Source organism: Paenibacillus agri (assembly GCF_013359945.1).
GTDB lineage: Bacteria > Bacillota > Bacilli > Paenibacillales > Paenibacillaceae > Paenibacillus_AQ > Paenibacillus_AQ agri.
Genome location: NZ_JABWCS010000219.1, coordinates 48,198 through 72,024, shown reverse-complemented (window position 1 = coordinate 72,024; position 23,827 = coordinate 48,198). Strand labels below are relative to the sequence as shown.

Here is a 23,827-nt window from a genome sequence, read left to right as displayed (position 1 = left end):
TCCTTACTTTGGTTTATGTGAGATTAATATACCATACAATGGTAGGGACTAGCCAGTTGGTTCCCCTGACCGAAACGGACGAGCAATATTTTTTCACGGGATCTAACGGTACACTGGTTGTGTACGTTTGGTCTTAGGCAGGGGCAAGGGCTTGTCCTCCCCGTTCAGCGGCTCGTTGTCCGAGAAGAGGTCCGGCTCCTCACGCAGCATTCGGCTCAGCAGTTCCGTAGTCTCCACGGTTCCACACACCATCACCGCGGCATCACCAAAACTGCCTCTACGCAGGGCCCCTCCGTCTTCGAGCACCCCCTCCACCTTCCAGAAATGCTCCGACCAGGATAGGCCACAGTGCCTGCGGGAAGGTACGGCGATTCTCTCACCGCCGGGCGTCACAGTGATTAGATCCTCATGATCATCAGTCATCCGGCCCGGAATATCCAGCCATTCCTCGATACCGTGAATGAATGTGTTGCGCCGCAGGTCTACGCCCAGCAGCATAATATCCGCCTCACGGTCCAGCAGCCTGCCCCAGGCAGAGCCGCGGGCGCAAGGCGTATCCCACCGCTCATCCCCGGCGGTGAACTCAGCCGATTCCGTACCCAGCGCCGCAACGGAGTGGGTGGGATGCCAGGAACGAATTACGCCGGGACGCTTGCGGAACAATTCCGGCAATACACCGACGCAGGACGGCGAATCTGCAACAGAGAAATGCGGATTCTCAGCGTTAATATATGCCCATGTATGGGTGGGCAATACTAGCAGCCCGTCCGTCATATATTCACTCAAGGCATCCAGGACGGTGTCGGCACCGCCCTCAACCTGCCCGATGCTTTTCAAGGATGAATGCACCAGAACGGTTCCCCGCGGGTCAATTCCGAGCACCTGCAGCTGCTTCATCAAACTTTCTTTCGTATGCAATTTGCTTCCCTCCTTGTCTTCCGGGCCTAAGCCTCAAGTCATGAACCGTCCGCTAGAGGATCGCAGGCGTCTCGCCATGCCCGACAATCGCCAGCAGCTCCGATAGATCGCTGATTTCGAATTTGGGCTTGATGCCTAGAGTATTAGGCTTATTCAGCGGGTTGAACCAACAGGTATCAATACCGTAATTAATGCCGCCCTGGATGTCGGAGGTCAGAGAATCCCCAACAATCAGTACCGATGCCTTATCTGTAATGCCAAGCTTGGTAAAAGCGTAATCGAAAATACCAGTCTCCGGCTTCTGACATCCGGCCTCTTCGGAGATAATGATCCCCTCAAAAACATTGTTGAGCGGCGAACCCTGAATTCTGGACGTCTGCACCTCTTTATAACCGTTCGTGATAATCGCCAGACGGCAGTCTCCAAGTGCCTCGCACAGTTCCACCGCTCCCTGGATCAGAAAAGTCCCTTCTCCCAGATAGCGCAGGTACGCTTCACTGAACGCCTCCGGGTCAAGGGCCAGGCTATGAGCAGTGAACAGCCGATTGAAACGCTCTACCCGCAGCGCCGCAGCGCTGATTTCTCCCCGCTCCAGATCCTTCCACAGCGCATGATTGATCTCCTGGTAGCTAGCCGCATAATCCTGTGCTCCGGTCGGCAGACCGAAATGAGCAAAGGTATGACTCAGCGCATGGCTTTCTGCCATCCCGTAGTCATATAACGTATCATCCGCATCGAATAAAATAACCTCGTAGTTCATAAAGTCCTCCCGAAAACGTCTTTTCCCAAAGGTACTATAGGGTTCCGGGCAAGTCAATGACGGGGGTCCTGGACAAGATTCTAACGTAACAAAAAATGTCAAATGAAGCATATAATCGACAACCTGTCCCTTTTTACGGTATACTTCGAAAAGATGGGTGTTTTCAAAATAATCAACGGTGGTGAGCGTTATTTTATACGTTTTTTCGTTTCTGGTGTCGTTTCTCATCGTCTATTTTTTGATTCCTCCGCTGGGCAGGCTGGCTTTCAGGCTTGATTTTGTGGACAAGCCAAGAAAAGATGTTGAACGCAAAATACATAGAGAGCCTATTCCACTTACTGCCAGCTACGCTATTTTCCTTGGATTCTTCATTACTTACTTAGCATTTGCCCGTGAATTCAACATGGAGACCGTCGCCTTGTTCGCAGGAGGCGTTCTGCTTCTGACCATAGGAACAATAGACGACTGGTACAAGACCAAAGGCAAGGATTTCCCTGCACTGCCTAAGCTGCTGGTTCAGGTCACCGCAGCCATTCTGGTCTACCTGTCCGGTAATGCCTTTACCGGCTTCTACAATCCATTCTCCGGCGATTATATCGTTCTGCCGGTGATCCTGCAGTTCCTGCTGACGATCCTTTGGATCTTCGGCGTGACGACCGTAATTAATTTCTCGGACGGTATGGATGGACTGGCCGGTGCGCTGACAACCATCTCGGCCATCACCCTATTCGTAGTGGCCCTGGCCAAAGGCCAATCGTCTTCAGCCATCATGGCCATTGCGCTGGTGGGCGTGACACTGGCTTATCTGCGCTATAACAAGCCGCCAGCCAAAATCTTTATGGGCGATGCAGGGGCCACCTTCCTCGGCTTCATACTGGCCGTGATTGCGCTGGACGGTGCCTTCAAGCAGGCGACTGTGCTCTCGATCTTTATCCCGATCCTGGCGCTGGGCGTACCCATCTTCGACAACATTTTTGTTGTCATTCGCCGTCTCATCCAGGGCAAGGCCATTTATGAAGCGGATGCCACCCAGGTTCACTACCGCCTGCTCCGGGCAGGGCTGAACCAGAAGCAGGTTGTTGCTGTTCTGTGCTTGATCAGCATCTGCCTGTCGCTGTCATCCATCATTCTGCTGCTGATCCAGACTTAAGGCCGCAGTTGCCTTCCCTGGTAGCCAGGGAGGAACATTAGATCCAAGACAAAGCAGCCCATCTCCAATTTCGGAGATGGGCTGCTTTTTTAACATTCAGGCTTCGTTCTCTTCCGTGAATTGGGACAACTCCCGGTAGATGCCAACGATCTCATGCATCGGCATCCGCACCAGACCACTGGAAGACGGGGCCACGAATTCCCGCACCCCATCGACAACCGGCTCCACAGTATCCTGGAAGCCCCAATCCGCTTTACTTCTACGGGTAAACTCCGTATACACACCTTTGCCCACAAAGCAGGCAACCTTCGGCCTGTACTTCTCCAGCTTGGCCCTCAGCAGCTTCCGGCCTGCAACGTATTCCTCGCGGGCAATGTCCTCGACTCCACGGGTAGGCCGGGCAACAATATTCGTAAAACCGTACCCAAGCTTCAATAGCTCCCCGTCCTCGGAGGCATCATATAATCTTGGTGTCAGTCCCGACTGATGCAAAATCCGCCAGAAATTGTTGCGGGGATTGGCATAGTGATGACCCACCTCTCCCGATCGCAGACTCGGGTTGAACCCGATAAACAGGATCTGCAGCCCATCATCCAGATGGTCGGCAATTTCATTCATCAAGCACTCCTCCTTGATCAGCGAGCTATGATTTTATCGAAGCAGCTTCCTTAATTCAGGCGACAAATCGTCCGTTTCCATCAGTACATATTCCGGCGAACCATCTTCATAATTCTTTTTAACCAGATAAGTGCCCTTGCGGATCACGTACTTCTTCTGGTATTTGAGAACGTCTGTAATTTGGTCCTTGTCCTGGGTTACCAAGGAGCGATTTTGCTTGCGGGCAATTGCCAGGTATTGCTCAGGGTCGTAATAGTAAGAATGGTCACCCTGAAGGATTTTTGGTTCAAAGGCAGCGATCTCTACAGAGGCAATATTTTTGGCCGTTATCATAATTTTGTCGGAATACCCTTTGTCCGCCAGCCAGTTCAGCAGCCTGTGATAGGAGGGTAGTATGCTATAGCTGTAAAAAGAGATCACGTTCCTGTCTTCCATCGTTATCGGAATATCGACATCCGCAAGCGGAACATCGTCCCCAATCTGATCGGCATACGACATATCCAAAATTTCTTGACGTAAAAGTGCCTTGAATTCGTTAATCTCCGCAGAATGGGTAAGGACGACTACACCCTCCCTTGTGCTAATATTCATAGTCTTCACGTCATGCTCAAGCTGTGACAAGACATACTCCGACTTCTTGTAGCCTGCTGTCTCCATGATTGCTCTCAGCTCCGGCTCGAAGCCGACAACAGGCACCTGATATTGCCTGGTCAAAGTGTGTCCGTTCGTCAATCGGTATACAATGCTCATGCTGCGCACTCTGGAATCCTTATAGAAAGACTTCCCGGTGGGCACTGCAGGACGGATTACGGAGAGCGTACTGTGTAGTTTTTGAACAGCCCTGATATAATCCTTGTCACCTGAGAACGGATCGACTTTACTGAACGGACTATACGCCTCGTAGGGATTCGTTGAGCTCTCCTTCTGAGTGTACAGATTATACAGACTTCCGGCATACACCTGAGTTATTTCCCCTTCATCCGGCACTCTGGCTTCATATCCCGTCCAACCGGAGACAGGGATATAGAGCAGCAGACTCAACAGAAACGTATAGATCGCAAAGTCGAGCGGAATTTTGCGGTTCATGATATGCCAGGTTTTACGAATAACCATCTCAGATAAGATATAGCCGACTACTGCTCCAATCGCATAGCCCCCGAAGGTCCAGACCAGTCTGCCGCTCATATTAATGGAAAAATAGTTTCCGGCAATCAGCATGCAGCACAGCATCACTCCCGCTTTGAAGAGCGGATTGAAGTAAGTAAAGGCGATCGCCTGTCCGGCCATCTCGACATGACGCTTCCGGTACAGCAAGTAACTCAAGGCCACGACAACAACAGTCAGTCCGACATATACACATAATTCACGGACCTCGAACGCCTGGTTGCTTACAGAGAAAAGATGCACAAGGGGCGACCAGAGATCACTACGGATGCTATTGGTATAAATTCCGTATGGATATCCGTACAGATACAATGAAAAATAATATGAGATCAGTTGCATCAGCATGTAGGGCAGTATAAGTAATACAAAGCTTGCAATTCCCTGGAGAACGGTTTGTCCTGTACAAATTCCTACAAAGACACTAAAACAAAACAGGAAAATGGATAGCACGCTGACTGCAATAGCCCATGTCCAGATATCCTTGCCTGTAAAATCATAGAGATCTCCGGTCCACGGCCGGGTGATCGCCGTTATGGCTGCACAGAGCCAAACCGGTACAAGCACCAGCACGATCCCACTTCCCAAATGAGAGGTCAGGAGATGCTCCCTGCGCAGTGGTAAGCTATGCATTAGATCAGCAGAAGCCTTAACCTGAAGATAACGGAATAACATAAGCCCCGCAGACAAGGGAATAAGGACAATCAGCATCCCTTGCATCCCGTCACCAAGCTGAAATAGACTAGTGACCTTTTGATTGAACAGACTGGGGTTACCGGTCATGAACATTTGCAGCGGTACCGCAAAAATCAAGCCAAGTGTATAAATGATGCCGATCCAACCGTATTGCCGGAAATTCTGGCGGATCAGCGCAAGATTAAAGAAGCAGCGGGCGCGTGTCATACCCGGCATCCCCCATTTCATAGATAAAGATTTCTTCCAGCGTCAGCGGCAGAAGATCAAACACATAAGGCTGATAAATCCCGAAGGCTGCCGTAATCCGCTCACGGTCGCCTCGGACAATAAGCAGGCTGACACTGCCTCTGACTTCACGGTGCAGTACCTGCAGCTTGGACGATATCGCTCGTTCATGCCGTTCGTCTCGGAACGCGACCTGAACCTTGTGCGTATCTGCCTTGAGATCATTGAGATCCATCTCGACCCGCATCTTACCGCCATGCATAATACCAACAGGGCCGCATATGTCTTCGATTTCATGGAGATTATGTGAGGAAATCAGGACCGTCAGTTGCCGCTCAGCCACCTCTTGAAAGAGCAGATTCTTGATTTGGCGCCGCATCACGGGGTCCAGTCCGTCATGCGGCTCATCCATCACCAGCACATCAGGCATGCAGGCGAGGCTCAGCCAGAATGCAGCCTGCCGCTGCATTCCCTTGGAGAAGCGGCTTAGTTTGCGGCTCGTGTCCAGCCGAAACACATCACCGAGCTGCTCAAACTGTGCCTGATTCCAGCGCGGATACACCGAGCGATAAAAATTGGCCATACTTTTGATCGTTGACTGCGGGAAGAAGGCTGGGCTATCCGGTATAAATATAATCCGCTGCTTAACCTCTGGCCGCTCAAAGATGGATTTCCCCTCCATCTTAACAGTTCCCGATTCCGGCTGAATGATACCGGCTAGTATCTTCAGCAACGTGGTTTTGCCTGCGCCATTGGAACCTAGTAAACCGTAGATCTTGCCTTTATGTACAGTCAGGGAAATGCCGTCAACGGCGACTTCACCGCGAAAGGACTTTCTGACTCCCCGTATCTCTAGCACTTCGCTGTCTCCCTTCGAGCTTCTGTTGTTCCCATTGTCCATCATTCATTATTCCCCTGTTGCCCCGGTCGTATAAAAATATATGCTGCACCAGCAGCCTATTAATCTGAATCCACATGTATGAACTGTACTATAATTATTGTTACGGCCCTAACAACTGTCAATGAAAAAAGCGCATAGAAGTCTATGCACTTTTTCCCATTGTTCACTATTCTTTTTAATTTTTGCCCTGAAGAAATGTATAACACCCGTTAATTCATGCTAGAGTTTGAGAAAAGAACGAGTCCGCGCAAGCCTCGGGCTGCCAAAAATCTGCTCCGGGGTCCCCGACTCGGCAATCTCTCCCTTGTCCATAAAGATAATCCGGTCGGCCACATCGCGAGCAAAGTTCATTTCATGGGTAACGATGATCATCGTCATCTTCTCCTCGGCCAGTTGGCGGATGACCCGCAGTACCTCTCCCGTCAGCTCCGGGTCCAGTGCCGAGGTCGGCTCATCAAAAAGCAGGATGTCCGGACTCAGCATCAGCGCCCTGGCAATCGCCACCCGCTGCTTCTGTCCGCCGGACAGCATCGAAGGATAGACGTCGGCCTTGTCGGCAAGGCCGACCTTGGACAATAGATCCTTGCTTCTCGCTGTGATCTCCGAACTGCTCTCCCGCTTCAGTGTCCGCGGAGCCAGCTCCAGATTCCCCCGCACTGTCAGATGCGGGAACAGGTTAAAGTGCTGGAACACCATGCCCATCTTGGACGTAATTCCCTTGATCTGGGCATGCCCGGCGTAGCTGCCGTTGTCAACCAGCGCCTGGCCCTGAATGATGATGCTCCCGCCGTTAACCTCCTCCAGATGCACTAAACTGCGCAGCATCGTGCTTTTCCCGGAGCCGGACGGGCCGATCACCGCCACCGTCTCTCCCGGATCTACGGTGAACGTCACCTTTTTCAGCACCTCAAGCTTGCCAAATGATTTTTGCAGTTCTTTTACTTCGATCATACTGCTCATAGATGGACATTCCCTTTACTCGAATTTGAAACGCTTCTCCAGCGTCTTGAAGAATAACGTTAATACCAATGTCATCAGCAGATAAATCACGCCGGCCACCACAAACGGGGTCACCGTAAAATCACGGTTCACCGCTGTCTTCGCATAATTCAGCAGCTCCGGGACCGCTACGGCATATAATAACGCCGTATCTTTGACCAGTGAGATGGACTCATTCGCCACCGCAGGCAGCGCGACCCGGAACATCTGCGCAAGAATGACCTTACGCAGGGTCTGCCATTTACTGAGCCCCAGCACTTTAGAGGCTTCAAACTGCCCCTTGTCGATAGACAATAGCCCTCCGCGGAATATCTCAGCAAAGTAAGCGCCATAATTAAGGATAAAACCGAGGCTCGCCGCCGTAAAACGGTCCATGACCAGATACTCGCCGATGACCGGAATCTGCGGCAAACCGAAGCAGAAGAAAAGCAACTGTAGCAGCAGCGGTGTTCCGCGCATGACATAGATATAGCTGTGAGCAATCCAGGCCAGCGGCTTCATCGTGCTTTTCGCCATCAGCGTCACTACAAATCCCAGTGGGATAGACAACACAATTACAATTAGAAAGAGCAAAATCGTTGTCCGTGCACCCTCCAGCATAGGTCCGGCGATTTTTATTATATAATCGAGACTCATTGTACCCGCTCCCTGCCTAGTTTAGCACCTTGTTCTCTCCAAACCACTTGGTGGAAATCTCCGCTGCTGTTCCATCACTGTTCATCGTATCAAGCGCCTTTTGTAACTCGTCCAGCAACGCTTCATTGCCTTTCTTGATGCCCACCCCATATTGCTCTGGTGCCAAAGATTCGTCCAGCAGCTTGAAGGTGCCGGGTTCTTTAGACATATAATATCTGGCTACAACCTCGTCAATGACTACGCCGGCCAGACGCGAAGTTTTGAGATCCGTGAGGGCCAGGACATTGTCCGGATATTCGGAAATGCCAGCAACCTTATCCTTAATTGGGTTGGCATCCAAGGCATCCGCTGCAGAGGACAGGCTTTGCAGACCGATTTCCTTGCCGGCCAGATCCTCTAGCTTAGACAGTGGTGAAGAGGTCAGCACTACAACAACCTGACTGTTCTCCAGATATGGCTTCGTGAATAATACCTTCTCTTTACGCTCATCCGTGATCGTATAACCGTTCCAGATCATATCAATGCGTCCGCTATTCAGCTCCGATTCTTTGGCCGACCAGTCGATTGGCTGGAAGGTGACTTCCTTGCCCATTTTTTCAGCAGCTGCTCTTGCATAATCAATGTCAAAACCAACAATTTCATTATTATCATCCCGGAAGCCCATCGGTGCGAATTTATCATCAATCCCGATCACCAGCTTGCTGCTACCCGCTTTACCATTCGACGAGGAGCAGCCCGCCAAGAGCAGAATCGCTGCCATCGCTGTTACCATCCATAATCCCATTTTCTTCATCTTTGTTCTCCCCCTAGTAAATGAAAGCATCTCTTCGCTTTAATTCGTTAATACGTTATTAGAGTATCATGATAACATAGCCTATGAATGTCGTCGATAGAGTTGGGCCCCCGATCTGTGTCAAAAAAGAAAAAGCAGTGCCGCGATCCGCTGAGGAAGGGTGCACTGCTTTTATATATAAGATGAACTTAAGATCTGGATGTAAGACTCGGTCCTCACTTCGGTGGAATGTTTGGGCTTCCGTGTGTATAACTCCTAAAGTTCGTTTCCAAGAGGCTCCTCATTCAGCACGCTGCGCTTCCTCCGTTGATCGCTGAACAAGGCAAAGACGATGCCTGGAAGCAGCAGAATACTCGCAAAAGCATAGGTACGACTGAAGGCCTCCACTGACGCATCGCGCAACCCTCCTTCAGCCTGCTTCATCAGGACTTGAATTTCACTTAACTGGCGCTGCTGGTCAGCCTTGAAGGCAGATCGTTCTTCCTCAGGCAATGCTAAGACGGCCTTCTCCAGATCATTGTTAAGCCTTTGTGATATTTCACCACCCGCTGCTCTATTGGGTGCGGCAACACTGCCTGCTTTAACCATAGCGCCGAGCTCTTCCCCAAGCCTTTGCTTCACGATCGGCTGTAATACAGCATTCTCACGAATAGATTGCGCAGCATGCTCAGCAGCCGCCCCGATCCTATCATTGAAATTTTGTTGCAGCACCGTAACGATGATGGCTATACCCAACACACTCCCAAGGGCTTTCGTCATATTCGTAATTCCCGATGAGATCCCCACCTTCTCTTCGGGGACATTGCGGATGGCGGAAGACATGACCGGAGCCATAACTAGCCCCATTCCCAGCCCGGCGATGCCAAGCGTAATTAGCACTTGCGACAGTGAAGCCTCCCCCTGAAGACCGCTCAAAGCATACGTAGCCCCGGCCATCACGGTTACGCCTGCAGCTGCGAACCAGCGGCTTCCATATTTACTCGAGAGTGGTCCGGAAACCCCTGAACTCAAGATCGACCCCAGCGCAATCACAGACAAGACCAGACCCGCCTTCAATTCTGTCATCCCCATAATACGAGTCAGGAAAAAGGAAGTACGCAGAGAGAGATTCATAAGTCCCGCCCCGACAATCAATAAAGTCAGCGCCGCTCCATTAAATGGACGTATTCTAAACAGCGACAACGGCATCATCGGTTCCTTTCCCTTCCATTGAGTTACAAAGAAGAAGAGCAGTACAAAAACACCTGAGGTTAAAAGGCCATAGAATGCACCCGACTGCCAGCCATAATCCTGGACTTTAATTAACGCATACGTAATTAAAAACATACCTACCGAAATCCCTGCCATTCCCGCAAAATCAAGTGTGCGTCCAGCCGAGCTGTCTCTGGATTCCTTGATAAAGCTAAGAACAAGAATGATACTGAGAATGCCTAACGGCACATTCACCCAGAATATCCATTCCCAGTTCAATTTCTCTGTAAGAATGCCGCCAAGGGCCGGGCCGCTCGCCGCCGCCAGACCGCCTACCGCACCCCAAATCCCGATGATCAATCCATGCATCTCCTTGGGGAAGGTTGTCGTCGTCAGCGGAATCGTAACCGGCACAATAATTGCTCCGGCCAACCCCTGAATGACTCTCAGCACAATCAGCATCTCTAACGAAGAAGAGAATCCAGCGAACAATGAAGCTGCAGTAAAGACGAATATTCCAATCAAAAACAACCTTCTGCGGCCAAATTGATCGGCCAAGCGCGATGCTGTGAGGATAAGCGCCGCAAAAGCCAGATTGTATCCATTCATTACCCATGAAATTTGCGAGACAGTCCCTCCGAAATGCTTCGTCATCTCTGGCAAAGCAACGTTAATAATCGTAGTATCCAGCAGTGCCATAAAAAATCCCAATACGATAGCTGTAAAAGAAAAAATCCTTTTTGTTCGTACACTCATCATCCTCATCCCTCCAAATAACTGAACTTTAGTTCACATTTCAGATTATATGAACTACAGTTCATATTTGTCAACAAAAATTGAACCATAGTTCAACTTTCGTTGACACGCTAATTTCCCTCTACTACAATCGTTATATCAGGAGGGAATATACGCTATGAAGGACACAGACGATAAAACAAGAACGCCCCAGCAGGACCGGAGCATCAAAACCAAACAAGCCATTGTTACAGCAGCTATGGAGCTGTTTTCAAATAAGGGGTACCATCAGACTAATACCAAGCAAATAGCCGCCGCTGCAGGCGTTTCCACAGGAAGTTTCTACTCTTATTTCACAGATAAGAAGGCTGTGTTTATAGAAGTGCTGAAGTATTATAACGAAGCACTTCTGAGTCGTGTCGATGCTTCCCTTGCGGAGATTAACTTCGACAACAATTCTGACAAAAAGGCAGTCATCAGCCACCTTGTCGATAGCCTTATTTTATCGCACCAGGTCTATACAGGATTCCATAAAGAATTGTCTATCATGCAGCTTAGTGATGATGAAATCAAGCGATTAATGGACGAGCAATATAATGTGGGACGTCAGATTACACTCGGTTACTTACAGTTAGACAAGGAAGAGGTCAACGTCGCGGATGTAGAAGCGGCTGCCATAGTGGTGTTCGAATCCGTAAGCACGATTGTGGATGCCATCGTCTTTTCCAGCCGAAGCATCGCCGCAGAACGCTTGAAGTCAGAACTGGTCAACATGATTGCCAAATATTTATACGATTAATTATGTCATTGAACAGAAAAAAAGGATGTTCCGCAGCCTGTGTACATGGCCGGGAACATCCTTATTTATTCTGAATTATTGTTTAACGATAGTCTTTCCAGAAGTTATGCGGCTGCATATCTTTGGTGATAATCTCGAAGTGATACCCTTCCTTCTTCAGCGTCTCCAGAATTTGCGGCAGCACCTTCAGTGTGGCCTTCTGGTCATGCATCAGAATGATCGGGTTACTCTGCGACTTCTTCAGATTATGAACCTGACTCATAACGGTGTTGTAGATTTTGGCACTGTTCTCCTTGTACTTCCAGTCGTCCGAGTCTACATTCCAGTCCCAGAGGTGATACCCTTGCGTCAGAACCTTGTCTCTAAATGCATTGGTGAAATAAGGCTTACTGCCGTATGGCGGACGAATCAGGGAAGTACCACTCCCAGTGATTTTCTTCAGGATGGCATTGTCGTTGTTCATTTCACCAAGAGCAGCGGCCGGGGAAGCGTAGAACTTCTCCTTACGGTGCGTCATTCCATGCAGGCCAAGACCATGGCCTTCCTTCGCAGTACGCTTAACCTGTTCAGGATAGGTGTTCATTTTCGGACCCAGCATGAAGAACGTCGCCTTCACCTTATACTTTGCCAGGATATCGAGCAGTTGCGTAGTGGTAGCCGACGGCCCATCATCAAAGGTCATGTATACCGTTGTTCCTGGCTTTCCTGAATTAACAGGCGTAGTGGTACCAGACGTTGTTGGGGTCTGAGAGCCAGTCCCTGTCATCGGCTGCAATTCCTTCTTATACTGGCTAACAAATGCCGCATCATTAAGTTTGGCTGCACTGTTCTGTACTCTCAGTAAATATTGCTCCGGAACATAGGAAATAGTATACCCCAGAAGTGCTGATACTCGTACCGGAACCATGAGCTTGCCACCACGTAGAAAGGTATCCATCGCGACCTTGCTTCCATTATTCAGCGTAGCTGTGGCATGGTCGTTCAACAGCTTGAGCGAAGAGCCTCCTGCATTCACACTGATTCCATCAGACAGCCCGTTCAACGTCCAGCCCAATTCCTGCGCCAAATCTCGCAGCGGAACATAGTAAGAATCTTTTACCGATACAGCCTCGATTCCGGTCAGTTTATCATTAACCCCTAGCTTCAGGGCTTGCAAGCCAGCAGCCTCACTTTCATGAACCCATCCCAAACTCACAAAAAATGCAATGAATAATAGAAACAACTTTTTAGTAGACACCGGCAGGATCTCCCTATCTATGTATATTTTCTATTACTCTACCATAGATACATAGAATGAAATTTGAGAGATTGTAACCAAGTGCATAAAAAGTTGTTACCAATTAGACACTATATTAAGTTCAGCGTATTTTTTGAAAAAATAGCGCAACTTTCGTCGAATCCTGTCACAGCAATAAAAAAGCGGTTAAAAACCGCATATTTGGAGCAAAATAATTGTGGCGAAATTAGTAACATTAGTGAATTATTGAACAAATTTCGAACAAATAAAAATGTCCACAAAACAGCGTCACTACAGTGATCTATATCACATCATTAGAGAGTTGTAACAATTCCAACACAAATATTTAACGATATCGCCATATTTAAGGACGTAAATAGGAAAAATGATAAAATATGTCTTTTGCAATCTACCCTCGGACTTCTTACTATATATAGAGGTTAATGATTTCGGCTTAAGATGAAGAATTATTGAAGGAAGGAGTTCAACATGAACAAAAAAGGGCCGTTATACGCTTTGTTCCTCAGCCTGATTCTCCTCCTGCCGGGTTGCAGTTCCATAACTGTATTGAACCCGAAAGGTCCGGCTGCAAGAACGATCTCAGACACGATCATCCTCTCCATACTGGTGATGCTCGGCGTTCTGGCTGTTGTCTACATTTTATACATCTTTGTTATTGTGAAGTACCGGGCGAAAAAGAGCAACGAGGGGTACGTTCCACCACATGAAGAGGGCAATAAATGGCTGGAGGCGATTTGGATTGCCATTCCAATCATCATCGTAAGTTTCCTTTCTGTGGTAACAGTAAAATCAACAAGCGCTGTAGAGAACGTTGCTGCAGATTATAAAAACCAGAAACCGCTTGTCATTTACGCCTCATCCTCGAACTGGAAATGGCATTTCAGCTATCCGGAGGAAGGCATTGAAACCGTGAACTACGTGAACATTCCTGTTCACCGCGCTGTAGAGTTCAGACTGTACTCTTTCAGCAGTATCACCAGCTTCTGGGTTCCTCAGCTCGCAGGGCAAAAATATGCGATGAATGACATGCTCACAACCCTTCATCTTTCAGCTGACACCGTGGGTTCCTACCTCGGCAGAAACTCGAACTTTAGCGGTAAGGGCTTCGCCCACATGGAATTTGAAACACTGGTTATGCCACAGAAAGATTATGATGGTTGGGTAAAGGATGTTAAGGAAACCGCACAACCGCTGACAGAGGATGAATTCAAGGCATTGCTAAAGACCGATTTTGTTGGACGCAAAACCTACTCCTCTAACCACTTAACCTTCAGTCCGCCTCCAGGCAACCATGGTGACCATATGAGCCATGACGGCATGGAAATGGATATGGATAACGGCAATATGGAGCATAAGGAGAACAAGAAAATCCACCCATCTCCGGCGCCTTCTAGTGAGACCATATTTGACGGCAAACCCGATACAGAGGTTCAGCCGGTAGACGATAGTACACACGAAGGACACCACTAGGCTCTATTGCCAGTGTGAATACCTGAAAGGAGTCATCCCTAATGGATTTGGAAAAGTTTAAGGTTCACGGAGGGGTCCTAATCTACGGAGCTATGGTCAGTATTGCGCTGGCCACGCTGGCGATTATCATTGGACTCACCGTTTTCAAGAAGTGGGGCTACCTTTGGCGCGAATGGTTGACTACAGTTGACCATAAACGCATCGGGGTCATGTATATCCTGGCTGCCCTGCTGATGCTATTCCGCGGCGGTATCGACGCGCTTATGATGCGTCTGCAGACTGCAGCACCAGAAATGAAATTTCTCGACGCACAACACTATAACGAGGTCTTCACCACGCACGGTCTGATCATGATTCTCTTCATGGCCATGCCGTTTATCATCGGTCTGATGAACGTTATCGTGCCGCTACAAATCGGCGCAAGAGACGTGGCATTCCCGCGTCTGAACGCTGTCAGCTTCTGGCTCTTCTTCTTCGGAGCGATGCTGCTGAACATCTCCTTTGTTATCGGGGGATCGCCGGATGCCGGCTGGTCCGCATACTTCCCGCTGGCAAGCATTGAATTCAGCCCAACAGTAGGTAACAACTACTACTCGCTGGCGCTGCAGATTTCTGGTATCGGTACAATGTTAACAGGGGTTAACTTCATCGTAACCATCCTGAAGATGCGTGCACCAGGCATGAAGCTGATGCGCATGCCAATGTTCACCTGGTCTGTTCTGATCACTAACGTTATCATCGTATTCGCCTTCCCGGTGCTTACGATAGCACTGGCGCTGATGATGTTCGACCGGTTGTTCGGCTCTCAATTCTTTACGATGGCCAACGGCGGTATGGATATGCTATGGGCCAACCTCTTCTGGGTATGGGGACACCCTGAGGTATATATCGTTATTTTGCCGGCCTTCGGTATTTATAGTGATATCATCTCTACCTTCTCCAAAAAGAACCTGTACGGATATACATCCATGGTTGCAAGTATGGTCATTATCTCGCTACTGTCCTTCCTGGTATGGGCTCACCACTTCTATACCATGGGTCAAGGCGTAATGGTCAACAGCTTCTTCTCCATCACTACGATGGCGATTGCTGTACCGACAGGGGTTAAAATATTCAACTGGCTATTCACGCTCCGAAAAGGGCGAATAACCTTTACCACACCGATGCTCTACACCTTAGCGTTTATTCCGATCTTTACAATCGGTGGGGTTACAGGCGTCATGCTGGCAATGGCCAGCGCCGACTATCAGTACCACAACACCATGTTCCTGGTAGCGCATTTCCACTACGTTCTGATTCCGGGTGCCGTGTTCGCCGTTATCGCAGGCTTCCATTACTGGTTCCCTAAAGTATTCGGCTTCCGCCTCAACGAACGTCTTGGCAAGCACGCCTTCTGGTGGATTATCATTTCCTTTAACGTCGCGTTCTTCCCACTGTTCATTCTTGGACTCATGGGTATGACCCGACGGATGTACACCTACTCGGCAGAGACGGGCTTCGGTCCGCTTAATATGGTCTCCTTTGCAGGAGCACTTGGTCTGGCCATCGGGTTTGTCATTCTGGTCTACAATATCTACTGGAGTACTCGCTACATGCCACGGGATACCACTGGGGACCCATGGGATGCACGTACCCTTGAGTGGGCGACTAACAGCCCGATCCCGGCCTACAACTTTGCGGTGGTTCCTACCGTAACTGACCGTGATGCATTCTGGGTATCCAAGCAGGAGAACATTCCTCTGTTCAAGGACCAAATCAAGAAGATTCATATGCCTAGCAATACTGGCAAACCATTCATCCTTGGTGTAATCTTCTTCTTCTTCGGATTCTTCATGGTATTCAGCATGTGGGTTCCTGCGATTGTTTCCGGAGTCGGCATTCTGATCACGCTTTGTGCGATGTCCTTCGACAGAGACCACGGCTTCTATATTCCGGAGAAGGAAATTATCGCTACTGAAAAGAAACTGCGGGGTGAGACTGTATGAAAATAGATGCGTCCAAGCCGCTTGAATATTCAACAGAAGAGAATAGTAATAAGATTTTTGGCTTCTGGGTCTTCCTGGGAGCGGAAATCGCCCTCTTCGCTACATTGTTCACGGTTTACTTTGTACTTGTGGACCGCTTTGCCAGCGGTCCAAATGGCAGCGAGCTTTTTGAGATTGGTCCCGTACTGCTCGAAACATTCTTGCTCCTGACAAGCTCATTTACGATCGGTCTTGCCATTCATGCCATGCGGCATGGATACAAGAAAGCTATGATGTTCTTTTTCGGGATTACCCTGCTTATGGGTCTAGGCTTCCTTGCTATTGAGATTACGGAATTCTTCACTTATGTTCATGAAGGGGCAACACTGCAAACCAGTGCCTTCCTGTCCAGTCTGTTCGTATTGCTCGGCACGCACGGTGCTCACGTAACCTTCGGGTTCCTGTGGGGAACAGCCATCCTGATTCAAATAAAGCGTCATGGCATCAACCCAGCTACAGCGAACAAGTCGTTTATCTTCTCTCTGTACTGGCACTTCCTGGACGTTGTCTGGATCTTTATCTTCAGCTACGTCTACCTGAAAGGACTGATGTGACATGATGAAGCAACTGTTTCCAATTCGCCATGTGCTGGGTTATATCGCCTCTCTCGTCCTTTCTGCCGCAGCGCTGGCTGTGATCTACCTGGATCTGTCCAGAGCTGCAAACTTGGTAATTCTGGCCGTTACGGCGATCATTCAAGCATCCCTGCAGCTCTTCCTGTTCATGCACATTGGAGAGTCGGCAGATACCAAGAAAGAACTGTATCTCAATATCGCCTATGCCTTGTTTGTCGGCCTGGTAACGATCTTCGGAACGTTATTCATCTTCGTATGGGGCTGGTACGCTTAATTCCTTCAGAAGGAATTGCAGTATAGTTTGATAGTTAACAAGGAGTGTCCCACAGGCCGTGAATGGCTTCTGGGACACTCCTTTTATTTGTATAGTAAAGATAAGCAGAAAGCCGCGATCCCCTTAGTGGAGAATCGCGGCTTTAGTATCTCTTGCCCCTATTTCTTATATGAGATTATACTCTACCGTGTATGGCTCGTGACTTATAACTTAAAGCCGGCCAGACTCTTCTGCAGATCCTCCGCCAATGTCGCCAGGTACTGGGCCGAGGCCGACATCTCCTCCATCGCTGACAGCTGTTCCTGGCTGGCTGCGCTTGTCTCCTGAATGCCCCCAGCCCCTTTTTGCGAGATGGCATTCACCTGCTCCATAGATTCCGTGACGCCTTGGGACTCCCTAGAGATATGCCCAATCGATTCCCGGATCTCCTGCGTCTGCGAAGCAGCATCCTTTATAGAGCTTTGAATCTCGTCAAAGGCCCCGGAAACCAGCTTGCTCTGGCTTACACCGTGCGATACAATCAAGGACCCTTGCGCCATAGACTGTATTGCAAGCCCGGTCTGCTGCTGAATGTGTGTAATGATATCCGTGATTCTTAGAGAACTGCTACCGGTTGCTTCCGACAGCTTCCGGATTTCTCCGGCGACTACTGCGAAGCCCCGGCCATGCTCGCCGGCTCTGGCTGCCTCGATGGAAGCATTGAGTGACAACAGGTTGGTCTGACTCGCAATAGCGTTGATTGTTGTAATAATGGTGCTGATTTCCTCGGACAGACGCCCAAGATTGGTAACGATCTCCTGGCTCTCCGCCACACTGGTATCAATCTGAACCATCTGATCGATGATTTCAGCTACCGCTTCCGCGCCGCGGTCTGTCGAGCCGGCAGCGACATCCATGAGCGATGCCATCTCATAGCTGCTGCGCTCTACCGCTGAAATATCCTCTGCCATAGACTGCACCGATTGCGCGGTACGGGTAATACTGCTAACCTGCTCATCAAATCCGATGGCAATCTCACTTGAGGTTTCGGCAATCATCTGTGAGGCATGAGCCGTCTGTGCGGCGCTGGCACTCATCTCCTCGGAAGAAGCAGATAGCATCTCGGCACTCTCCGAAACGGATTGCATCATCCTTCTCAGGCTGCCCACCATACTGTTGAAGGAGCGGCTGATCATACCGATCTCGTCTTTGGAATCATATACAGCCGTCGCTGTCAGGTCGCCTTCTTCCGCCCGCTTCATTAACCCTTGAAGCTGTTTGAGCGGCACAGTAATCAAGCGAGTAATAATTACACTAAGCGCAACGCTGATCAACATAATACTCGCAATTAGGATACCATTCAGCAGTTTAAAATTGCTTGCATTTACTGATGTAGAAGTTTTGTGAGCTTCGGCTTCTTTAAGCAGCAAATCTACCATATCATTCAGTATCGAAATCATTCGCTGCCGGGATTCACTAAACTCCTTCCCGTTGAACAAACGGTAGGCTTCGGCATTCAGGTTATTGTCGCCGAGATGAAGAATGTTCTCCCGCTGACTCCGGTAGTCTGGAAGCAGAGCAGAATACTCATTCATTTTAGCTGTGATTTCTTCATTGCTAAAAGTTACAGTCTTGAGCTCAGCAAAAAGCTCATTATTCGTTTTCATCGTAGCTTGGATACTGTCTGACAGTTCCTTACTCTTTCCGTTTACTTCTGTAAGCATATTCTCCAGAAGAAAGGAATCAATCGCCCGTGAATTCCCACGGAGTTGGGTGACGATTGAGATCGGTATCAAATTCTCATCATAGGTTTCTTCGGAGCGTTCTGCCATCCGATCCGTGGTAATGATCCCCAGAATACCTACAGCAATCTGCATGCCAATGACAAGGATCATTAGCAATGTCATTTTTTGTTTCACTTTCAAATTTCTCATTATCCTATCCCGCCTTCTTGGTGACTAACTATCCTAATTATCGGCGAAAACCGTCAAATTCTTGATGTTATATTTGAATAATTTGTCGAATTTAAATATTAGTTGTCGGTTGGTGTCTATATAAAATTGAACTTAGGAATTTTCATGGGGTTAGGTCTGCATTGCGGAAAACGTTTGGACTTTCGGCCGCTGTTGTCTCCAGATTCCTTTAGATTGTACCGCTATTCGCGGGTAAAATCCGGAGAGTTTATGCTTTCGAGGCGAGCTTTCCTACGGAAAACTATCAGGCGGTCGCTTTCGCTCCTTCAGTTCCAAACCTTCCCTCCATTCCGTCCCCCTTATGCTAAATTTTTAGTTCAATATATAAAGCAAAAAAGGAGGAACTAATAGTAGTTCACTCCTTTTGCAATAATCCATATTTTTTACGAAAACGCTCCAGCACTTTGATCCAGCCCCCGGCGAGCAGCGACAGAAAAACTACATTAGACACCGCATGGGCGAGGTCAAAGTAAAAGCTCGCGATATATGCCGACACGACCAGCTTCCAGCTAAACGCATCCGGCAGACTGATCAAATACCAAATGTTCATAATCCAGCCAAACAGGAAGCCCCAGACAAAGCCGAAGATAAGCATTCCTGTCCTTTTGCGCATCCACCAGGTTCCCCGCAGCCAGCCTGCCGTCAGGCCGATCATCCCCCAACAGAACATCTGCCAAGGTGTCCAAGGACCCTGGCCAAAGTAGATATTTGAGACCAGCGCTGCTACAGCACCGATGATAAACCCCGCTTCTGCACCGAAGACATAGGCAGAAAGTATTACGATGGCCGATACCGGCTTAACACTGGGCAACGCGGCAAAGGGAATGCGGCTGACCGCTGCTACCGCTGACAGTACAGCGAGCAGCACCAGCTCCCGTGATTCAATCGGCCGGCGCTCCAAGCCTGCAAACAGCGGGAACAGCGCGGCCCCCAGCAGCACCAGACTTAGCAGAATATAATGACTGTCCTTGAGTGCTGCTGTCAGGGCCAAGGCAACGATGAATACGGCCAGGGCGATCAGGACCGGGAAGCGAAAGCGGGCCATTGCCGGGTCACCTCCTCTACCGTTAAGGCTTGCGGCAGCCAGTCCCGCACCATGCGATTCACTGCCGTCGTATAGAAATAATTAGCGCTGAAAAAGGTCTCCGGCGGGCCTTCTGCCGTAATCCCACCATCGAACAACAATGCGCAGCGGGTCGCATAGCTAGCCGCAAACTCCACATCATGGGTAACGACGATGATGCTCTTACCCAGTTCCCGCAGGTGAAGCAGCAGACTCGCCAGCTTCTCTTTAGCCGCGGGATCCAGTCCCTTGGTCGGCTCATCCAGCAACAGGATATCCGGTCTCAAGAGCAGCACCATCCCCAGAGCCAGCTTCTGCTGCTGACCTCCGCTGAGATCATGGGGATGACGTTCCAGCAGCTCTCCAAGCTCAAAGATGTCCAGTAGCCCATCGATTTCCTCCTGGGCCTCCGTAGCGCTTAGGCCGCCGTACTCAGCCATCTGCCGCAGTTCCGCCCGCGCCGTATCCTGGCTAAAGTATAACAGCGGGTTCTGGGCGAGATATCCCGTAGAGCTGCCTTTGGCCAGATCTATACGTCCCCGTTGCGGTTTCGCCAGCCCATTCAGGAGATGAAGCAGTGTAGACTTCCCCGCACCGTTACCGCCCAATATAGCCAGAAGCTCACCCCGGAAAAGACTCAAAGACAGCTTCTTCAGCACCTCCGGTCCTTCCTTCTCATAGCGGAAGGTGATCTCCCTGGCCTTTAATATCTCTTCCGCTAAGACGGATTCCTCTGAAGGTCTATCTGATGGGATGGATGAACGCTGGCTACCACCAGCCTCTTTGGCCGCTGAATGATGTTCTGCAGACGGACGGGCACCTTCTCCTTCACGATCAGTACGCCATTCTCTTTGCAGCCATTGCTTGCCCTCACGAACGGTCAGAGGGATGGGACCAGCGCCTTCTAAGGCCGCTTCAGCAGTCAAACCGAGATATACCCTTGTCGCAGCAGGAAAATACGCCAGGTCCGACGGGGAAGCGGCTCCGCCGCCAAGCTTCACGGCGATTTCACGCGGAGTTCCTTCGGCTTTCAGCTTGCCATCCTCCAGCATCAGTACACGATCCGCCAATGGAAGAACCTCCTCCAGACGATGCTCGCTAATAATCACTGTCACAGACATCTCCTCGTTCAGGCGACGCAGCATTTGGATGAACTCACGGGCGGCAATCGGATCTAGCTGTGAGGTCGGCTCGTCCAGCAGCAGCACCTTCGGCTGGAGAACCAGAACGGAGGCCAGATTCAGCAGCTGCTTTTGCCCACCGGAAAGCTCATGCACCGGCTTGTACAGCAGCGGCTCCAATCCGAACAGCCCGGCGATTTCCGCTAGTCTACTTCGCATTACCGAAAGCGGATAACCCAGATTCTCCATAGAGAAGGCCAACTCGTGCCAGACCGTATCCATCACGATCTGAGCCTCCGGGTTCTGAAATACCATCCCGATCTCGGCAGCAGCTATCTCTGGTGACCATTCCCCCAGCGGTAGCCCCCGATAGCACACGGTACCGCTGCCGGTCCCCACCGGAGTCAATTCACGCTTCAGATGGCGCAGCAGCGTGGTCTTTCCACAACCTGAGGGACCGCATAGCACCACGAACTCGCCCTCCCTTACCGTGAACGAGAGCTCATGAAGCGAGTCCCGGGCTTCATCGGGATAGCGGAAGGATAGCCGGTCCGCTGTGATGATCTCCATATCCATTTCTCCTTTCCTTCCAGCCCTGACGGGATCAGTACAAACAGGCAAAAGCTTGCGTATACAACCGCTTCCTGCCAGGTGTATTCCAGCGGCTTCAGCCGCGGATAAATCTGCATCGTGCCATAACCTTGCAGCCAGCCTAGCAGTGGAATCAGGCCACTAACTACTAGCATTACCAGGACGAAAATATCCTGCCGGTCCATCTTATAATTAGCGTAACTGCTGCGTTTGCTTACCCCATAGCCGCGAGCTTTCATGGAATCAGCCGTTTGCAGAGCTTCCTCCAGCGACCAGGTTAGAAGGACCTTCAGCAGCGTCATCCCGTCCTTCATTCTTTTGCGCACACTGCCTTTGCTGGTATCAATCCCTCTTGTTCGCTGGATCTCAGTAATCTGGCGGAGCCGCCGTTGAAACAAAGGCACAAAACGGAGCGACATCAGGGTCAGCAGGGCGCTTTTTGGAGCCACGGAAGAGAATAGATACATGAATTTGTCCGTCGTTACTGTGTAGTTGTAAGACACAAACACAATAAGGATCGTCAGGAGCACCAGCATCATCATCAGTCCGTACAGAATCGCTTCCAGCGTAACTGGCTGGTCCATGAAATAGAATAGAATATTGGAACCCCGATGTGAGAAAAAAGGATTAAGTACGGCCACCGACCCGGCCATCAGCAGGTAAAAAGGCAATCCGCGCAGCAGGGTCTTCCCCTGTCCTTGCAGCAGCAATAAACCTAGCACACCAATCAGTTCTGTCATCAGATATACGGGATGAAACAACAGCGCTGCGAACAGCACTAACCCGGCATAATACACAATCGCTACAGTAGGGTGCATGGAGCGGAAGCCGCTACTCATGGAAATTGGGCTCCCAAGTCCTTGCCCAGATTAAGTGTGTACAACCACTCGATCACATCGCCAGGCTTCACATCGTAGATTCCCGCGCTTTTATCCGGGAACACCCCGTTCACCCGATACATCCAGCCACTTTCCGAGCCCCGATCAAATTCATACAGGTTGTCGATACCTTCCACATAGGCAAAAGCTTTCGTTCCGCGGTATTCCATCTGCACCTTGTTCTTCCGCGTAATCCGCTTCAACAGGTCCAGCACGGTATCGCCCTTCTCTACTTCCATAGCTACCGGGGATAAAATCGTCCCCAGCTCCTTATCGCCCACAATGGAAATCGTGGCCGTAGCTGCTGCATCCGGCTTCGCCACCGGCGCTACAGTAGCCGGTTTGGCCGTAGCCGACGGCTTGCTCGTCGGCTTGGCTGTTGCCGCCGGCGCTGTGGCTACGGCGGTCGCTGCAGGCTTCGGCGAAGCCGTGGACCCCGCTGCTGGCACGGAGCTTGCAGCGGGCTTGGTTGGAGCCGCCGTGGCCTTAGCCGGCGGCGAGGTTACGGGCGCTGCTGCTGCAAGCGCAGCGCCTTGCTCTGACGTCGCCGCCGGAGGGGCCGGCGACGCTTTGCCGCCAGCCGGCGCAGCATCGGCCGGCGGCGGGGTCTGCTGCGGGCCACCAGCCGCAGCAGCTTTGTCTTCGCCGGCGACTGCGGAGCCGGCGGCCTCACCTGCGGCAGCGCTGCCTGGAGCGCCGCTAGTATTCGCGGCGTTACTCACACCGGTGCCGTCAGCGCCGCCAGTATTCGCAGCGTTACCCGCACTGCTGCCGTCAGTATTTGCCGCGACGCCGCCAGCGTTACTGCTTTCAGCGCCACTATCATTAGCACTGTCAATGGTGTTGCCGCTCTTAGCAGCTTCACTATTCTTGCTATCTTTTTCATTTACATGTGAGGCTTGATTGGACCCTGAGACTTGCTGATCCCCGGATGAGCATCCAGCGACCAGCAGCACTGCGGTCAACAGCGCAGCTACAAAAGCAAGCCAGCGCTTGGAATGGTTGGACATGGACCTGAGCACCTCCATAGAATAACGCA

General features: G+C 50.3%; 21 protein-coding genes. 6 read left to right on the top strand and 15 right to left on the bottom strand.

The annotated features are described in order from the left end of the window. Positions 1-102 precede the first annotated feature (102 nt). Positions 103-918, bottom strand: coding sequence for an AAC(3) family N-acetyltransferase (locus HPT30_RS24145; RefSeq protein ID WP_175373865.1), 816 nt, complete (start codon positions 916-918; stop codon positions 103-105). A gap of 52 nt (positions 919-970) precedes the next feature. Continuing rightward, the gene (locus tag HPT30_RS24140) at positions 971-1,678 is read right to left on the bottom strand and encodes a YjjG family noncanonical pyrimidine nucleotidase (RefSeq protein WP_175373864.1); all 708 of its coding nucleotides are present in this window, start codon (positions 1,676-1,678) and stop codon (positions 971-973) included. Positions 1,679-1,859: 181 nt separating this feature from the next. Here HPT30_RS24140 and HPT30_RS24135 point away from each other — a divergent pair, with 181 nt between their 5' ends. After that, positions 1,860-2,828: an MraY family glycosyltransferase gene (locus HPT30_RS24135; RefSeq protein WP_376767059.1), complete on the top strand. Its 969-nt coding sequence runs from the start codon at positions 1,860-1,862 to the stop codon at positions 2,826-2,828. Positions 2,829-2,924: 96 nt separating this feature from the next. Here HPT30_RS24135 and HPT30_RS24130 read toward each other — a convergent pair whose 3' ends face one another. From HPT30_RS24130 to HPT30_RS24100, 7 genes are all read right to left on the bottom strand, one after another. After that, positions 2,925-3,446 (bottom strand): mismatch-specific DNA-glycosylase, encoded by a 522-nt coding sequence (locus HPT30_RS24130; protein ID WP_175373863.1) that lies wholly within the window; start codon positions 3,444-3,446, stop codon positions 2,925-2,927. A gap of 33 nt (positions 3,447-3,479) precedes the next feature. Beyond that, on the bottom strand, positions 3,480-5,510 hold the full coding sequence (locus HPT30_RS24125) for a DUF6449 domain-containing protein (RefSeq protein WP_175373862.1): 2,031 nt from the start codon (positions 5,508-5,510) through the stop codon (positions 3,480-3,482). Continuing rightward, positions 5,485-6,387: an ABC transporter ATP-binding protein gene (locus HPT30_RS24120; protein ID WP_175374041.1), complete on the bottom strand. Its 903-nt coding sequence runs from the start codon at positions 6,385-6,387 to the stop codon at positions 5,485-5,487. Before HPT30_RS24120 ends, HPT30_RS24125 begins: the two co-directional genes overlap by 26 nt. A gap of 261 nt (positions 6,388-6,648) precedes the next feature. Continuing rightward, complete coding sequence (locus tag HPT30_RS24115) at positions 6,649-7,389, bottom strand: amino acid ABC transporter ATP-binding protein (RefSeq protein WP_281364532.1); 741 nt, start codon at positions 7,387-7,389, stop codon at positions 6,649-6,651. A 15-nt stretch (positions 7,390-7,404) separates the two neighbouring features. Beyond that, entirely contained in the window at positions 7,405-8,064 is a 660-nt protein-coding gene (locus HPT30_RS24110; RefSeq protein ID WP_175373861.1) for an amino acid ABC transporter permease, read from the bottom strand. 16 nt (positions 8,065-8,080) lie between these two features. After that, positions 8,081-8,857, bottom strand: a complete 777-nt coding sequence (locus HPT30_RS24105; RefSeq protein ID WP_175373860.1) for an amino acid ABC transporter substrate-binding protein — start codon at positions 8,855-8,857, stop codon at positions 8,081-8,083. Between the two features lie 255 nt (positions 8,858-9,112). Further along, positions 9,113-10,807, bottom strand: coding sequence for an MFS transporter (locus HPT30_RS24100; RefSeq protein ID WP_246317400.1), 1,695 nt, complete (start codon positions 10,805-10,807; stop codon positions 9,113-9,115). A 154-nt stretch (positions 10,808-10,961) separates the two neighbouring features. Between HPT30_RS24100 and HPT30_RS24095 the strand changes: the two genes are divergently transcribed. Next, positions 10,962-11,582, top strand: coding sequence for a TetR/AcrR family transcriptional regulator (locus tag HPT30_RS24095; protein ID WP_175373859.1), 621 nt, complete (start codon positions 10,962-10,964; stop codon positions 11,580-11,582). Between the two features lie 82 nt (positions 11,583-11,664). Here HPT30_RS24095 and HPT30_RS24090 read toward each other — a convergent pair whose 3' ends face one another. Then, complete coding sequence (locus tag HPT30_RS24090; protein WP_175373858.1) at positions 11,665-12,819, bottom strand: polysaccharide deacetylase family protein; 1,155 nt, start codon at positions 12,817-12,819, stop codon at positions 11,665-11,667. A 489-nt stretch (positions 12,820-13,308) separates the two neighbouring features. Between HPT30_RS24090 and qoxA the strand changes: the two genes are divergently transcribed. From qoxA to qoxD, 4 genes are read left to right on the top strand one after another with little or no spacing between them, the layout of a single operon-like run. Next, entirely contained in the window at positions 13,309-14,310 is a 1,002-nt protein-coding gene (gene qoxA / locus HPT30_RS24085) for a cytochrome aa3 quinol oxidase subunit II (protein ID WP_175373857.1), read from the top strand. Between the two features lie 41 nt (positions 14,311-14,351). Further along, positions 14,352-16,295: a cytochrome aa3 quinol oxidase subunit I gene (gene qoxB, locus HPT30_RS24080; RefSeq protein ID WP_175373856.1), complete on the top strand. Its 1,944-nt coding sequence runs from the start codon at positions 14,352-14,354 to the stop codon at positions 16,293-16,295. Next, complete coding sequence (qoxC, locus tag HPT30_RS24075) at positions 16,292-16,888, top strand: cytochrome aa3 quinol oxidase subunit III (protein WP_175373855.1); 597 nt, start codon at positions 16,292-16,294, stop codon at positions 16,886-16,888. Before qoxB ends, qoxC begins: the two co-directional genes overlap by 4 nt. 1 nt (position 16,889) lies before the next feature. Continuing rightward, positions 16,890-17,183, top strand: coding sequence for a cytochrome aa3 quinol oxidase subunit IV (gene qoxD, locus HPT30_RS24070; RefSeq protein ID WP_175373854.1), 294 nt, complete (start codon positions 16,890-16,892; stop codon positions 17,181-17,183). 203 nt (positions 17,184-17,386) lie between these two features. Here the strand turns inward: qoxD and HPT30_RS24065 are convergent, their stop codons facing one another. The 5 genes from HPT30_RS24065 to HPT30_RS24045 form a co-directional block, all read right to left on the bottom strand. Continuing rightward, entirely contained in the window at positions 17,387-19,096 is a 1,710-nt protein-coding gene (locus HPT30_RS24065) for a methyl-accepting chemotaxis protein (protein ID WP_175373853.1), read from the bottom strand. A 394-nt stretch (positions 19,097-19,490) separates the two neighbouring features. Then, the gene (locus HPT30_RS24060) at positions 19,491-20,180 is read right to left on the bottom strand and encodes an ECF transporter S component (RefSeq protein ID WP_175373852.1); all 690 of its coding nucleotides are present in this window, start codon (positions 20,178-20,180) and stop codon (positions 19,491-19,493) included. After that, complete coding sequence (locus HPT30_RS24055) at positions 20,153-21,889, bottom strand: ABC transporter ATP-binding protein (protein ID WP_175373851.1); 1,737 nt, start codon at positions 21,887-21,889, stop codon at positions 20,153-20,155. The genes HPT30_RS24060 and HPT30_RS24055 overlap by 28 nt, the downstream gene beginning before the upstream one ends. Next, the gene (locus HPT30_RS24050; protein WP_175373850.1) at positions 21,805-22,749 is read right to left on the bottom strand and encodes an energy-coupling factor transporter transmembrane component T; all 945 of its coding nucleotides are present in this window, start codon (positions 22,747-22,749) and stop codon (positions 21,805-21,807) included. Before HPT30_RS24050 ends, HPT30_RS24055 begins: the two co-directional genes overlap by 85 nt. After that, positions 22,746-23,798 (bottom strand): DUF4430 domain-containing protein, encoded by a 1,053-nt coding sequence (locus HPT30_RS24045; RefSeq protein ID WP_175373849.1) that lies wholly within the window; start codon positions 23,796-23,798, stop codon positions 22,746-22,748. Before HPT30_RS24045 ends, HPT30_RS24050 begins: the two co-directional genes overlap by 4 nt. Positions 23,799-23,827: the final 29 nt, after the last annotated feature.

Bases quoted from the DNA above. Each gene is read 5' to 3' on its own strand.
- qoxD (WP_175373854.1), top strand. From the start codon at position 16,890: ATGATGAAGCAACTGTTTCCAATTCGCCATGTGCTGGGTTATATCGCC.
- qoxA (WP_175373857.1), top strand. From the start codon at position 13,309: ATGAACAAAAAAGGGCCGTTATACGCTTTGTTCCTCAGCCTGATTCTC.
- HPT30_RS24110 (WP_175373861.1), bottom strand. From the start codon at position 8,064: ATGAGTCTCGATTATATAATAAAAATCGCCGGACCTATGCTGGAGGGT.
- HPT30_RS24065 (WP_175373853.1), bottom strand. From the start codon at position 19,096: ATGAGAAATTTGAAAGTGAAACAAAAAATGACATTGCTAATGATCCTT.
- HPT30_RS24050 (WP_175373850.1), bottom strand. From the start codon at position 22,749: ATGAGTAGCGGCTTCCGCTCCATGCACCCTACTGTAGCGATTGTGTAT.
- HPT30_RS24115 (WP_281364532.1), bottom strand. From the start codon at position 7,389: ATGAGCAGTATGATCGAAGTAAAAGAACTGCAAAAATCATTTGGCAAG.
- HPT30_RS24055 (WP_175373851.1), bottom strand. From the start codon at position 21,889: ATGGAGATCATCACAGCGGACCGGCTATCCTTCCGCTATCCCGATGAA.
- HPT30_RS24105 (WP_175373860.1), bottom strand. From the start codon at position 8,857: ATGAAGAAAATGGGATTATGGATGGTAACAGCGATGGCAGCGATTCTG.
- HPT30_RS24125 (WP_175373862.1), bottom strand. From the start codon at position 5,510: ATGACACGCGCCCGCTGCTTCTTTAATCTTGCGCTGATCCGCCAGAAT.
- HPT30_RS24130 (WP_175373863.1), bottom strand. From the start codon at position 3,446: ATGAATGAAATTGCCGACCATCTGGATGATGGGCTGCAGATCCTGTTT.
- HPT30_RS24100 (WP_246317400.1), bottom strand. From the start codon at position 10,807: ATGATGAGTGTACGAACAAAAAGGATTTTTTCTTTTACAGCTATCGTA.
- HPT30_RS24140 (WP_175373864.1), bottom strand. From the start codon at position 1,678: ATGAACTACGAGGTTATTTTATTCGATGCGGATGATACGTTATATGAC.
- HPT30_RS24060 (WP_175373852.1), bottom strand. From the start codon at position 20,180: ATGGCCCGCTTTCGCTTCCCGGTCCTGATCGCCCTGGCCGTATTCATC.
- HPT30_RS24095 (WP_175373859.1), top strand. From the start codon at position 10,962: ATGAAGGACACAGACGATAAAACAAGAACGCCCCAGCAGGACCGGAGC.
- HPT30_RS24045 (WP_175373849.1), bottom strand. From the start codon at position 23,798: ATGTCCAACCATTCCAAGCGCTGGCTTGCTTTTGTAGCTGCGCTGTTG.
- qoxC (WP_175373855.1), top strand. From the start codon at position 16,292: ATGAAAATAGATGCGTCCAAGCCGCTTGAATATTCAACAGAAGAGAAT.
- qoxB (WP_175373856.1), top strand. From the start codon at position 14,352: ATGGATTTGGAAAAGTTTAAGGTTCACGGAGGGGTCCTAATCTACGGA.